Annotated in this window: 12 protein-coding genes; 4 read left to right on the top strand and 8 right to left on the bottom strand. The window is 63.5% G+C overall.

The genetic code is table 11. The annotated features are described in order from the left end of the window. Positions 1-117: 117 nt before the first annotated feature. The 5 genes from ACFR99_RS15355 to ACFR99_RS15335 form a co-directional block, all read right to left on the bottom strand. Positions 118-2,139 (bottom strand): midas domain-containing protein, encoded by a 2,022-nt coding sequence (locus ACFR99_RS15355; protein WP_390288941.1) that lies wholly within the window; start codon positions 2,137-2,139, stop codon positions 118-120. Positions 2,140-2,195: 56 nt separating this feature from the next. Then, positions 2,196-3,029, bottom strand: coding sequence for an MBL fold metallo-hydrolase (locus ACFR99_RS15350; protein ID WP_390288938.1), 834 nt, complete (start codon positions 3,027-3,029; stop codon positions 2,196-2,198). A gap of 157 nt (positions 3,030-3,186) precedes the next feature. Next, positions 3,187-3,966 (bottom strand): DUF7344 domain-containing protein, encoded by a 780-nt coding sequence (locus ACFR99_RS15345; protein ID WP_390288936.1) that lies wholly within the window; start codon positions 3,964-3,966, stop codon positions 3,187-3,189. 232 nt (positions 3,967-4,198) lie between these two features. Further along, positions 4,199-5,248: a diphthamide biosynthesis enzyme Dph2 gene (dph2, locus tag ACFR99_RS15340; RefSeq protein WP_390288933.1), complete on the bottom strand. Its 1,050-nt coding sequence runs from the start codon at positions 5,246-5,248 to the stop codon at positions 4,199-4,201. Positions 5,249-5,314: 66 nt separating this feature from the next. Then, the gene (locus tag ACFR99_RS15335) at positions 5,315-5,902 is read right to left on the bottom strand and encodes a HalX domain-containing protein (RefSeq protein WP_390288931.1); all 588 of its coding nucleotides are present in this window, start codon (positions 5,900-5,902) and stop codon (positions 5,315-5,317) included. A 241-nt stretch (positions 5,903-6,143) separates the two neighbouring features. Between ACFR99_RS15335 and ACFR99_RS15330 the strand changes: the two genes are divergently transcribed. Beyond that, positions 6,144-7,061 carry a cell division protein CdpA domain-containing protein gene (locus ACFR99_RS15330; protein WP_390288928.1) on the top strand — a complete coding sequence of 306 codons (918 nt, stop codon included), beginning with the start codon at positions 6,144-6,146 and terminating at the stop codon, positions 7,059-7,061. 96 nt (positions 7,062-7,157) lie between these two features. Further along, the gene (locus ACFR99_RS15325; protein WP_390288925.1) at positions 7,158-8,189 is read left to right on the top strand and encodes a disk-shape morphogenesis protein volactin; all 1,032 of its coding nucleotides are present in this window, start codon (positions 7,158-7,160) and stop codon (positions 8,187-8,189) included. Between the two features lie 62 nt (positions 8,190-8,251). On the opposite strand, the gene ACFR99_RS15320 is transcribed toward ACFR99_RS15325, so the two are convergent. Further along, positions 8,252-8,434 carry a hypothetical protein gene (locus tag ACFR99_RS15320; RefSeq protein ID WP_390288923.1) on the bottom strand — a complete coding sequence of 61 codons (183 nt, stop codon included), beginning with the start codon at positions 8,432-8,434 and terminating at the stop codon, positions 8,252-8,254. Positions 8,435-8,567: 133 nt separating this feature from the next. Between ACFR99_RS15320 and ACFR99_RS15315 the strand changes: the two genes are divergently transcribed. After that, positions 8,568-9,212 (top strand): METTL5 family protein, encoded by a 645-nt coding sequence (locus ACFR99_RS15315; RefSeq protein ID WP_390288920.1) that lies wholly within the window; start codon positions 8,568-8,570, stop codon positions 9,210-9,212. Between the two features lie 20 nt (positions 9,213-9,232). Here ACFR99_RS15315 and ACFR99_RS15310 read toward each other — a convergent pair whose 3' ends face one another. Next, complete coding sequence (locus tag ACFR99_RS15310) at positions 9,233-11,065, bottom strand: rhomboid family intramembrane serine protease (protein ID WP_390288917.1); 1,833 nt, start codon at positions 11,063-11,065, stop codon at positions 9,233-9,235. Between the two features lie 124 nt (positions 11,066-11,189). Here ACFR99_RS15310 and ACFR99_RS15305 point away from each other — a divergent pair, with 124 nt between their 5' ends. Then, complete coding sequence (locus ACFR99_RS15305; protein WP_390288915.1) at positions 11,190-11,471, top strand: DNA-directed RNA polymerase subunit L; 282 nt, start codon at positions 11,190-11,192, stop codon at positions 11,469-11,471. 144 nt (positions 11,472-11,615) lie between these two features. On the opposite strand, the gene ACFR99_RS15300 is transcribed toward ACFR99_RS15305, so the two are convergent. Then, positions 11,616-12,497, bottom strand: coding sequence for a hypothetical protein (locus ACFR99_RS15300; protein ID WP_390288912.1), 882 nt, complete (start codon positions 12,495-12,497; stop codon positions 11,616-11,618). Positions 12,498-12,543: the final 46 nt, after the last annotated feature.

Here is a 12,543-nt window from a genome sequence, read left to right as displayed (position 1 = left end):
TGCCGGACAACACGGGTCACACACCGATCGCGCAAGACGCCGTCAACAGCAGTGACAGGCGTTGCGACGCAATCGGGTGATCGCGAATTCTGTTCGATAATATGATAACTGTGTCGCTCAGTCGGCGAACATCGAACCGAGCTGGTCGCGCCAGTCCTGGATGTCCGTCACGTCCTCTCGAACCGTCTCGAGGTCGTCCGCGACGGTTTCGAGGTCGGCTTCCACGTCGTCGACGGTGTCCGTGAGGTCGGTGACGTCCTCGTCGATCTCCGCGACGGTCTCGTCCAATTCGTCGATGTCGCCGGTGACATCGCTTAGGTCCGTCTCGAGATCGGCGTTCCAGTCGGTGAGATCGGCTACGTCAGCGTCGAGTTCATCGACGTGCGATTCGGTGTCCTCGAGTCGCTCGTCCATCGACGCGAGATCGTCTTCGAGTGCCTCGAGATCGGCCTGGACCTCCTCGATGAGCTGTGCCCCGGTGCCGTTGTCCTCGAGGAACGTTTCGAGTGCGTCGGTGTAAGCGGCGACCTCCTCGACGCGGGACTGAAGGTGGTCGACTTTCGCGATCTCCGGCCCAGAGGGCTCGAGGTCGAGTTCGGCCTGAATCGTCTCGAGATCGTCGTCGTCGACCGTTCCGTCGCGGATCTCGGTCGCAAGGCGGGCCGCAATCGAGCCCTCAAATTCGACGGGAGCGGTTTCGGCGACAGCCGACTCATCAGCTGCGTCATCAGTGTCTGCTGCCGGTTCGTCAGCGTCGGCTCCGTCGGCCGGATCCGTCTGCTCGGCTGCCGCTTCGACTGTCTCGTCGCTATCGCTGGCTTGCTCGAGTGACTCCGCGGCGTCGTCGGCCGTGTCGGCTTCGACCTCGGGGCCTTCCGTTTCAGGCTCGTCGGCGCTTGCCTCGAGCGGTTTGGTCGCGTCGTCAGTCTCGAGCCCCGTCTCGTATTTGTCTTCTTCGTCATCGGTGTCCGTACTCGATTCGTCCTCGGGAGCCGTCTCGTCCGCGTCAGTCTCGATCGTCACATCGAGTTCGTCATCGTCGACATCCGATTCGGTATCCGCCTCAGCAGTCGGTTCGTCGTCAGCTTCGACAGCCGGTTCGGTGTCCTCCTCAACAGCCGGTTCGTCGTCGTCCTCGGCAACCGGCTCGTCTTCGTCAGTCGATTCGGTCTCGCCCTCGCCGGCCAGTTCGGTGTCGTCCTCAGCAATCGCCTCCTCGTCTTCGATGGACGGCTCTTCGTCCTCGTCGAATCCGAGATCGATATCCGGCTCATCGTCCTCGACGGAGAGGTCCCCATCCTCGTCGAACCCGAGATCGATATCCGGCTCATCGTCCTCGACGGAGAGGTCCCCATCCTCGTCGAACCCGAGATCGATATCCGGCTCATCGTCCTCGACGGAGAGGTCCTCGTCCTCGTCGAATCCGAGGTCGATGTCCGGCTCGTCTGAAGCGTCCGCCTCGAGCGCGGATTCGTCGTCTTCCGGGAGCTGTTCGTCCCCAAATCCGAGGTCGATATCCGGTGTCTCGTCGTCGTCCTCGTCGTCGACTGGATCGGGATCGGTGTCGACGTCCCCGAGATCGAGATCGAGTCCCGAGGAGTCGTCAGCTACGTCGTCTTCGTCGGCTGCGTCGTCTTCGTCGTTCTCGAGGCCGGGAACGGCATCCGATTCACCCGCAATCATGTCCTTGACGGCCTGATTACGGTCTTCAGAGACGATGTTGCCAATGACCTCGTCGTCGACTTCGTCGGCATCCGAGCGGTCGTCGTCGCCGGCCTCGAGTTCGACGATCACCGGCTCCGTGAGAAACTCCGCGGCTCGGCTTTCGTCCTCGATCTGAATCCCGTAGACGGTTTCGAGCTCGCTGTCGGGCTCGAGCGTTGTGGTGAACTCGACGTGGTTGTCCTGGTAGGCAGTCCAGTCGTCGCTGTGATAGTCGGGGTGGAATCCGACTTTGTCCATCGGGAACGATTCGGGGATTTCCTCGGCGAGCTGGATCGCGACCGGCTCGTCACGGGCCGATTCGATCTCGAATCGGATCGCAGGAACGGGAAACTCGTCCGCTTCGAACGTCTTCTGAACTGAGATCCCGTCGGCGCTGACCTCGATTACGTCGTCCGTATCCGCGGTGCTGGTCATATGGGACCAACGTTACCATACCATTACTATAAAACGTGCGGACAGTTTGGAAATCGTTACAAAACCGCGCGATCGCCGATCTCGACGATCTCGAGCCGCTTTGGATACGCGAAACTGGCCGTGTGGTGGTGCAGCGCCGTGGGATCGGCAGTCAGACCCTTCCACATGTCCCAGTGACTCGGCAGGAGCCGATCACACTCGAGGGCGGCGGCACATTCGACGAGCTGGTTTTCGTCGTTGTACCAGCGGGTTCGTTTAGGCTCGCGGGTCTGTTTGTCGGGGATCTGCCCGACAGTGCCGAAGGCAAACACTGCGAGATCGATGTCGTACTCGTCGCCGATCCGTTCGAACTCGTCGGTCGGCTTCGTATCGCCACCGTGGAAGAAGGTGCCGGCGTCGTGTTCGAACACGTAGCTGACGGGATGGGTCGCGTCGGGATCGTTGGCCTGCTCGACGTGGACGGTGAACTCGCCGATCTCGAGGGTGTCGCCTTCGGAAACCTCGGTCAACTGCTCGTCGTCGACGTCCCACTCGTCGGTCCACGCCTCTTCGTCGCGGGCTTTCGCGACGCTATCGTCGGGAGCATAGAAAGTCGCGCCCGTGTTCGCGAGGATCGGCGCCTGACTCGGGCCGTGGACGTGGTCGGTGTGTTCGTGGGTCGCGAAGACGGCGTCGGCCTCCGCGACGTCGTCGGGATCGAACGGCACGGGGATCATCCGGACCGTCCGCGGCGGATCGCCAAGCCCGAGGTACGGATCGATGTAGATCGTCGTTCCCTCGGACCCTTTCAGGACGAAGCCGTTACAGCCGAGATACCAGACGGCGACACCGTCCGGAGTCGCGTCTTCGACGTCGCGGACGAGCCAGTCGTCCCAGTCGCTTTCGATCATACTCGAGGCTGTGGGGACCGACTGGGTAAGTGTTGTCGTCTCCTCGTCTATGGGAGGACGAATCGCGGTCGGCGTCCAAGCGGAGTCAGTGCCGTCTCATCGCCCGATACTGCCGTCGCTCACGCCACGCTCTCGCCACCGTCTGGCTTCGGCGCAGTTACGAAGAGCGTGGCTGGGCGCGATAGATCTGGTGGTGGGCCGCGAGCGTGTGGCTGTCCTCACGCCGTTCGACGGTAATCTGCTCATCGGTCGCTGTCGCCGCCGTGTCGTCGTCGGACTGTCGCCACTCGGCGCGAACGATCGGCTGGTCCCCATCGGCGACTCGTCCCGTTTCGGGGTCGTACTCGACGAGCGAGGCGTCGGCCAGCATGGGCACGTGAACGTGAACAAGCGAGGTCAGTACCTCGTCGACGCGGTCCCGAGCGACCTCACGGGCGGTCGTCTCTGCCTTGCGAGCCGCAATACGACGAGCCAGTGTTTCGGTCTCGAGCGGGCGATCCGCATCGACCAGTATCGACAGGATCGCCCGCCGGTGTTCATCGGCAAGCGCACGGAACACCGCGTCGAGCGTCGCGTCGTCAGCGCCGTGGCGCGTCGAAACGACTGCCTCGAGATGAGGATCGTCGAAGGCTGCATGCTCACCGAGCGCGACCGTCCCGTCGTCGGATTCCTCGAGGAGGCCGACATCGATCAGCGCTGGGACCAGTCGATGATGGAGGTCGACGAGTGCCTGTCGATGGTCCTCGTCAGTCACCTCGGCGGACCGTTTGTCCATCGTTACTGCTGCGAGATGGCGCGCAAGATCGTCTTTCCCGATCCTGTCGGGCGACTGCCGATGGACGAGCCGGAGAACGGTTCGTCGACGGGTGTCGGCGAGGGCGTCGAAGAACTCATCACGGACAGCGGCCGTCGATCCGCTCGAAGCTGAGTTACTCATCGACTACTGGTCGGTGACTAGTGGGCAAAAGAACACCTCCAAACTGATTTGGGAACCACACCAGAATGCAGTATTTATACACTATCTTCGACAATACACACTCTTTTTGTGAGGATGGTAGTAGCATATTTCGCTATGGCTGCCGAGCTTTCAGTTCCATAAACTCGTCACTGAACAACAACTGACCACGAAACGCGTGACGGCCACGGAAAGAGCGCCGACAGAAAACCCGTTACCAGGTGCCGTGGAACGTATCGAACGAGAGGCTATCGAGTGGTTCGTCGCCGACGGCGATCCGGTACTCGCCGGGAGTGAGCATCGGCTTGTGGAACTGCGGGCCGTCGTCGGTCGTGATCCGCGGACAGCCGGTGTTGACGAACGCGTCCATATCGAAGTTGCGCAGTCGGTCGGGAGTCACCTCGTCCATCGTGATGAGGTAGGCGTTGTCGTTGTCGTCTAAGATCTCCTGGGCGATCTCCCAGCGACCCTGGCCGATCTTGGTACAGAAGATGACTCCCCACTTCTCGGCGTCCATCGCGCGATGGATCGCGCCGTAGCGCTGCTTCATGAACTTCTCCGTGTCCGCGACGGTGACGACGTTGTTGACCGGATCCGCGATGACGACGTGTTTGTCGGGGTGTTCCATCGCCAGTCCCAGCGGGTGGAACTTGCCGCCGCCGACGTACAGCACCTGGTCGGCCGGAACGTCCGCACTCGCGTAGTTACAGCCGAGCACCTGCCCCTCGTGAGTCAGCCGCTCGTCGCCACGACGGCTGTGAACCTCGTACCCGCGCTCCTCTAGGAACGCCGTCATCTCGTCGTACCGGTTCATATGCTGGGCCGTCGTCACGAGGCCGACGCCCTCGGTCTCCTCGGGCGACTCGAGCGTCTCGAGCGCTTCCTCCATGATCGGTTCGACCTCCACGTTCGAGAACAGCGGCACGTAGATGACCTTGTCCGTGTTCTTCATCGGCGAGTGGCCGAAGTGAACGAACACGTCGGTGCGTTTCATCAGATAGGTGTCGAGGTCACAGGCCCCATAGCAGGGCTGGCCCGACAGCATGAACGTCACGTCGTCGTCGGCCAGTTCCCGCAGGTCGTCGGCGACGGCTGGGCCGCGTCGCTTCAGCCCCTCGGGGAACTGCAGTCCGACCTTTTTCGCGTCTCGCTCCTCGATTGCGGCGACGATCTCCTCGAGTTCGTAGTCCCACTCGCGATCGTGTTTGAGACGCATCCCGGTGTTCCTGAGGTCGCCCTCGCTGTACTCCGGCTCCTGACTCATTGACAGCCCTTGCGGCCACGAACGTATATACTGCACGCTGTCGAGAGCGGAGAATATCGGCGCCCCTCAAGACTGCTCGCGTACACGTCGCGGCTGCGTGGTCGTCCCGAACTCACACGTCGCGAACGCGGCCCGGAAATCGTCGTCGTCGAACGATCCTACCAGTTCGTCGAGTTCCGTCAATACCTCGTCGAGCTCCCGTTGCAGCGTCTCGGACTGTGCGGCGACTGCGGTGTCGGTTCCGGCCTCGAGCGCGCCCCGTTCAGTCGCGAGCGTCGTACACTCCGCGATCAGCTCGTCGTACCTGGCGCGACGGACGAGCCTGTCGACGGTCTCGAGAACCGCGTCCTTCTCGACGGGTTTGACGAGCGTGTTGCCGATGGAAAACCGGGAGTCGTGGGTATCCGTGCTCTCGCGGAGGATCGCCATCGTCTGTGTCGTCGCGCGGCGTTCGATCTCGGCTGCGACGACAGCTCCGGACACTGTCAGGAGGTCATGACCGACCACAACTGCGTCGGCAGCCTCGAGGAGTGCGATCGTCTCGTCCCCGTCCGTCGTCGCTTCGACTCGGTAGTCGTCGAGCCACGATCGCAGTCGATCGACGACGGCGGGATCGTCATCCGCGACGAGGACGGTGTTCGTATTACCAGCCATTATTCGAGATAGAAGTAGCTTTTGGCCCAACCGTCATCAAACTATGGAGTCATTCGCTGCAAGTTACACGTTGCGCCGCGATCGACGTGTCGTGTCACTGCTGGTCCTGGCGATGCAGCGGTCCTGCCCAGCAACCATCTGGTAGCAGCTTCCAGTGGCCTCTGCACGGCTCGAGCCAGGCGGTCGTCGAGTTCGTTTCTCGTCCCAACAGTCATAGTACTGGAGCATAAACGGGGGGTCAATGGCAGCGGAACAGGCCCCAGACGGGTATCTCTTCGACCTCTACCGCCAATACATCGGTGAACCGGAGGACCGGACCGACGTCTACGTCGGGTTCGGTCTGTTCCTGGGCGGCATCGGGCTGGCAGTCGTCGCATTGTTGCTCTTTCTCTGGGGCAACACGTACACGCCACGATCCGCCGACTACTTCGCGTGGGTCGGGCCCGCGTACGCGATCGCGATGTTGGGTCTTCCCATCGTCATGCTCGGGATCGTCACGCTTCTCCCGTCGGAACGACGGATGTTGTACACATCGATCGGCGGCGTCGCGATCACTGTCGCCGCGGTCGCCGGCTTCCTCGTCGTCTATCCCCACGATTGGAACGGCTATGGTGACGACTACACCGTTCAGGTGGTTGCGGTGTACGCCGTCGGGCTCGCCGGGATCACCGCCTCGACGGGCGCAGCACTGATCGCCCACTATCTCGACCTGGCACAGCAGGCCGAGGTGGTGGTGACCGACGAGGAAGACGACGACCCTGACGTGACCGACGCGGAGGTCCAACAGGACATCGACGACGCGATGGAGGACGTCGAACTCTCGTGGGGCGGCGTCGAGAAGACCGAACACAAACGCCTGAGTTTCTCCGAGGACGACTTCGACGACGTCAACGTCGACACCGACGTCGGTACCACGACCACCCGATCCTCGGGCGTCGACGCACAGGTCGCCGGCCTCAAGGGCCTGAAAGGGGGCGAGACGAAACAGACCACCTCGAGTTCGACGGTCGACGACCAGACGGCGAAGCTCAAAGAACTCCGCGAGCAACAGCGGGCCGAAGAACTGGCGACGGCCGACGACAGCAGTGCCGTCGAGACGGTGACGTCTCCGGTCTCGAATCTACTCGAGCGGATCCGGGAGCTGGTAAAACGGAATTAACGTCGGACACCCAAAAGAAATAGCGTCTTTCTTCATAGTATCAGATCTGTAAGTGGCGTACATAGATTTATAATCCGTCGGTTTCCTTCCCCACACATGGCCAAAGGCCTAGACGTCGGGACGATGAACATCCTGTCTGCACAGCAGGATGGAACCGACACGGTATTCGTGCAACAGCGTAACTCATTCGTCGAGATCGAGTACTCGGATATGGCCGAGCAGATGCTTTCGCGAAGCGAAGTCCTTCATATTCGCAAAGACGACAAGGTCTATGTCGTCGGCGACGACGCACTCAACTTCGCGAACATCTTTAACAAGGAAACCCGCCGACCGATGAAACACGGGATCCTCTCGAACGACGAACAGAGCGCGATCCCGATGATGAAGCTCATCATCGAACAGGTCGTCGGCGAGCCCGCCTATCCGGACGAGAAGCTCTATTTCTCGACGCCAGCGGACCCAATCGACTCGGATCTGTCGACGCTGTATCACCAGAAGACGATCGAGTCCTTCCTCGATGACATGGGCTACGACGCCGAGCCGATCAACGAAGGGATGTCCGTCATCTACTCCGAACTCGCGGACAACAACTTCACCGGCCTCGGTATCTCGTTCGGTGCCGGCATGACGAACGTCTGTCTGGCCTACTACGCGGTGCCCGTCATGAAGTTCTCCGTCGCCCGCGGTGGCGACTGGGTCGACGAGCAGGCCGCCCGCGCGACCGGCACGCCCGTCGACAAGGTCACCTCGATCAAGGAGGACGACTTCGAACTCGACTTCACGACCGACGTCGGCGGCGTCGAGGGTGCGCTGTCGATCTACTACGAGAACCTGCTGGACTACGTCATCGAGAACATCGTCCAGGAAGTCGACGAGGAAGACGTCGAAGAAGGCCTGGATGTCCCCGTCGTCGTCACCGGCGGGACCTCGAGCCCCGACGGCTTCGAGGCGCTGTTCCGTGACCACCTGGAAGAGGCGAACATTCCGTTCTCGATCAGTGGCGTCTCGCACGCGAACGAACCGCTGTACAGCGTCGCCCGCGGTGGTCTCGTCGCGGCTCGCTCCGACGAGGACGTCGATCACGAGGAGGAAGCGGACGAAGCGGAAGCGGCAGCTGCAAACGAGTAATCCACCGCCGCTGTGGCGGTCCTTTTTCGCGTCTGCGGCGTCCAGAGAGCGGCTCGAACGGGTCAGCGATCAGTCGACTGCTCGTAAAACCGGTTAAACGCGTCCCGCCAGGACTCGACCTCCTCGCCGGTCGGCTGGTGTTCGACGGGAATGTCGGCGAACCCACAGCGAGAACACATGATCGTCGATACCTCGCCGAGCGAGAGTTCTTCGATCGCACCCCCACACCGTGGACACTCCTCCATACCTGTAACTTTCGCGGACTGTCCTTAACTCTATTCGAACGTGTCGTGAAACGGGAACGTCCCTGCGCAGTCGACCGGTCGCCGCGCCCGAGACCTCGGGAAGTCCATTACGCTCGAGCACTGACGATCGGCTATGTCCGATCTCTCACGGCGCACGCTCGCCCGTCGACTCGAGTCGGTCGCGGACTTCGCCGACCCGTCCGCGCGCCTCGAGCAGTATCTCACCCCGCCGGAACTGGCCGCACATCTGTGTCATCTGGCGGGACTGCAGGGCGATCTCGAGGGGCAGATCGTCGACCTCGGGACCGGTACGGGGATGCTCGCGATCGCGGCCACGCTGGCCGGTGGCAACGCCGTCGCGGCGATCGACGTCGACGCCGACGCGCTCGCGACCGCCCGACAAAACGAACGGGCGGTCGCCGGTGGCAACAGCGACGACCGAACGATCGAGTGGCTCCGTGGCGACGTCACCCGGCATCCCTTTTCGTGCACCGACGCCACCGTGCTCTCGAATCCCCCGTTCGGTGCACAGCGCGGAAATCGCCACGCGGATCGGGACTTCCTCGAGACGGCACGCGAGATCGGAGCGGTCTCCTATACGATCCACAACGAAGGGAGCCAGGAGTTCGTCGAGTCGTTCGCCGCCGACGAGGGCGGGGAGGTGACCCACGCGTTCCGGGCTGCGTTCCCGCTGCCCAAGCAGTTCGACTTTCATACCGAAGCCGAGGCGACGCTCGAGGCGGAGGTCTTCCGCATCGAGTGGCCGACGCGGTCGTAATCCGCGACACGGAGTCGCGGTCAGGATCCGTTGTACGTCTCCTCGCTCGCGATCGCGACCCGCGTTCCGTCGGCGGCCGCGTAGATCGTCTCGTCGTCGCGCTCGAAGGTGAGGCCGCCGGCCGTCGCCGTCCCGTTTTCTCGTGGGATCGGCGTCGTCGCGACGGCGTCGGCTTCGCTCGAGTCGACCGCGAGGACGAACGTCCCGTCGTCGGAGCCGACGGTCACGTTTCGGCCGGCGATCCGTGCGTCGGCCTGCGAGTCGTTGGATTCATACGCCAGCTGGCGGTCGTCGCCGCTCTCCCACAGCCAGACCTGATAGACGGTGTCGTTGCCGACCGGTTCCCAGCCGGTGCGCTCGACGTGGACGTCCTCGCGCCAGCCGGGGCCGCCGACAGTGACCGTCTCCTCGCCCGTAAAAGCGAGACGCTGGGTGCTGATCACCTCGAGCCAGATCTCGCGGCGCTCGCTGGCGACGATCACCCCGCTTGCCTCGAGACCCTCGTCGCTCTCGATGGCCTCGATGCCGATCCCGGAGACGAGTTCGTTCGGGACGCCCTCGACGTACTCGACCGTGTAGTCTTCGATCTGGACGGCCGCATCCGACGATGCCGTCGCGTCGTCGACGACGAGGAAGTTCGCGGGGACGGCGACGCCGCCGAGGATCGCGAGCACGACGACGACCGCCAGGAACGCGGCTCGTCTGCGAGTCAACTGCGCAAGCAGGCTCGGCTCACGATCGCGGCCCGCTTTGGCTATCTCGCGGACGCGCTCGAGTCGGGCCGTGACGACGCGATCGCGGGCGCTCCCGGCGAGCTCGAGCGATCTGGCGACCGACGGCGGCTCCACCCCGGCTGACTGCGTCGACCCATCGTCGGATCGGTCGATCAGTCCTCGGAGTCGCGGCGGGAAAAGGGGTGTCTCGGAGGCAGTCATCGACAGCGTGACGACGAGTGCGAGCACCGCGACGACGGCGACGCCGGGCCCCTGGTAGAGAATGAACGTATCGTCGGCACCGTACCAGTAGATCGCCCACAGCCGCTTCGAGAACCCAAAGAGGAGCACGGCAAGCCAGAGCCACAGCGGGTTGGGCCGGGCGTTTCGCCGCTCGAGGAGGGCGATCCCGAGAACGAAGCCGACGAAAAGCCCGAGCGCGTGGCCCTGGATGGCGATGCCGGCCCAGGAGGGTGCCGACGGCGGGCTGGGCTCGGCGGTATAGACGCGGATGGGCTCTTGAAGCGCGTAGTAGAGGCGCAAGACGACGCCCTGGACGCCGAGTGTCGCGATAATCGTCGCGATGGGGTAGTGGACGATCGCGAAGCCGGCGAGCGCGAAGACGACGCCTGAAAAGCCGATCACGGGGCCGAGTGCGAACAGACTCGTGAGGAGGCCGACCCCGACGACGGCAAGCGGGAAGAGCACAAACGCACGGAGTCGCGGATCGGTGTGCCACGCGTCGGGACGGTGTGGATCGCGTTCGGTGGTGTAGTGTCCCCAGGCGTACTCGGCGATCGGGGCGACGACGGCCGTCCCGGCGAGGTTCCCGATGAGATGACCGGGCCCGGCGTGGGAAAACGCTGCCGTCACCATCCCGAGCGGGTAGAAGTACGACCACGTGCGGAAGGGGATCGTCACGGGATCGTCGAAGTCCGCCAGGCCGCTCTGGACGACCAGATAGACGCCGAGGACGAACGCGATCACGACCAGCGAGCCCCACGGGACCCCGTAGACGAGCCGCGCTCGAGCCACGTCGTACCAGTCTCGTGCTGGCCGGTGGACCCATCTGACGACTGCGATCGAGCCAACCAGCGACACGGCGACGACGACCGCCAGCAGGGCCCCGAGGGTGCGCATATGCCGTGGTTCGAACGGCGCCGTATAGTGGTTTGCCTTCAGCGAAGCCGGTCGGCCTCGGCGTCCGCTCCGGATGAGGGCCGGCTTCGAAAGGTACAAGCGGCCGACGGCCGCACTGACTGACATGGAACTGCGGGTCACCGAGAGCACCGAGAACGAACTCTCGATCGAAATCGCCGGCGAGGATCACACGTTCATGAACGTGCTGAAGGGTGCGCTGCTCGAGCACGACGACGTGAGCGCAGCGACCTACGACGTCAACCCCGAACAGTCGGGCGGTCAGACCGAGCCCATCCTGACGATCAAGACCGAGGGCGCGGACCCACTCGAATGTCTCGAGGAGGCGGCCGTGACCGTCCGCGAGAAGGCGACGTCGTTCCGCGACGCGTTCGAAGCAGCCGCATAAGCCGGCAGCACAGTCTCGATCGAACCCGATCGGACAGCTCTCGACTCTCTTTCAGACGGACCGCTGGACGTCACGACTCTCGAGATACCGTAAACTCGTGGGCGCGGAGCCACCGCGGTTGCTTGTGCCTCTCGGGTGATGCCCTCAACACGCCGCGTAGAAGGCGTAGACGTCACCGTTCGGCGCGACGTGGACGTCGATCCCTTCGGCGTCGTAGCCGGTCTGCATATCCTCACCATACCGTGAGCCGAGTTCGCCGGCGATGGCGTCGGCGAGTGCGGATTCGTCCTCGTACTCCCCGATGGAGGAGTTGGGAAGCGTCACCGGTGCACCGACGACGCTCGCCTCACCACAGCCGTGATCGAACTCGTCAGCATCGACGCCGCCCGGCTCTCGCTCCTCGAACTCGATCGCCACGAGCCGGCGGTTCTGGTACTCCGCGTACGCGGCGAGTCCGTCGTCGTACGCCCGACTATCCGACGAGGTCCGATCCGCCTCGAGCCGGTCGTGGACCAGCTCCGCCGTCGCCGCGAGATCGATGCCCGATGCCTCGGCTCCCTCGCCGGGTGCGTCCGGCGGCGACGGTGGCCCGATCCCCGGCAGCACCGACGGTGGCACGATCCCCGTCACGAACAGGGCGATGACGAGCGCGATGACGGCAAGTACCGGAAGATAGGGCTTCGCGACCGCGAGCCAACTCGGGGTCTCGAGATCGCGCTCGAGCCCCTCGTAGGTCTGCTCGACTTTCTCGAGGTCGGGGTTGCCACAGCGAGAACACGGCGGGGTGTTTCGGACGTGTTCTCGGCCGCAGTTCGTGCAAGCCCAGACGTAGTCGGGACCGGTGTCGACGGTGCCGGACGGCACCGGTTCGCCGTCGGGATCGCCGCTGGCAACTGCGCTGTGCTGGCCCTCGCGGTTCTCGTCCGCTCGGACGACTGCTTTCTCGAAGGTGTTATGCCCGCAGTTGTCACAGGGGGGATCGTTCTCCGCGTGTGGCTTGCCACACCACGTACACCGCCACTTCACTACTTGAGGAGGAGGACTCCGAGAAAATAAACGTGTGGGTGTTAGC

The sequence above is a fragment of the Haloarchaeobius amylolyticus genome (assembly GCF_042678045.1).
Taxonomy (GTDB): Archaea; Halobacteriota; Halobacteria; order Halobacteriales; family Natrialbaceae; genus Natrinema; species Natrinema amylolyticus_A.
This window is presented reverse-complemented; position numbering and strand designations above follow the sequence as displayed.

Excerpts from the sequence above, each read along its gene's own strand:
- ACFR99_RS15315 (WP_390288920.1), top strand. The coding sequence starts at position 8,568 with ATGTCCGATCTCTCACGGCGCACGCTCGCCCGTCGACTCGAGTCGGTC.
- ACFR99_RS15345 (WP_390288936.1), bottom strand. The coding sequence starts at position 3,966 with ATGAGTAACTCAGCTTCGAGCGGATCGACGGCCGCTGTCCGTGATGAG.
- ACFR99_RS15335 (WP_390288931.1), bottom strand. The coding sequence starts at position 5,902 with ATGGCTGGTAATACGAACACCGTCCTCGTCGCGGATGACGATCCCGCC.
- ACFR99_RS15320 (WP_390288923.1), bottom strand. The coding sequence starts at position 8,434 with ATGGAGGAGTGTCCACGGTGTGGGGGTGCGATCGAAGAACTCTCGCTC.
- ACFR99_RS15305 (WP_390288915.1), top strand. The coding sequence starts at position 11,190 with ATGGAACTGCGGGTCACCGAGAGCACCGAGAACGAACTCTCGATCGAA.
- ACFR99_RS15350 (WP_390288938.1), bottom strand. The coding sequence starts at position 3,029 with ATGATCGAAAGCGACTGGGACGACTGGCTCGTCCGCGACGTCGAAGAC.
- ACFR99_RS15330 (WP_390288928.1), top strand. The coding sequence starts at position 6,144 with ATGGCAGCGGAACAGGCCCCAGACGGGTATCTCTTCGACCTCTACCGC.
- ACFR99_RS15325 (WP_390288925.1), top strand. The coding sequence starts at position 7,158 with ATGGCCAAAGGCCTAGACGTCGGGACGATGAACATCCTGTCTGCACAG.
- ACFR99_RS15310 (WP_390288917.1), bottom strand. The coding sequence starts at position 11,065 with ATGCGCACCCTCGGGGCCCTGCTGGCGGTCGTCGTCGCCGTGTCGCTG.
- ACFR99_RS15355 (WP_390288941.1), bottom strand. The coding sequence starts at position 2,139 with ATGACCAGCACCGCGGATACGGACGACGTAATCGAGGTCAGCGCCGAC.
- dph2 (WP_390288933.1), bottom strand. The coding sequence starts at position 5,248 with ATGAGTCAGGAGCCGGAGTACAGCGAGGGCGACCTCAGGAACACCGGG.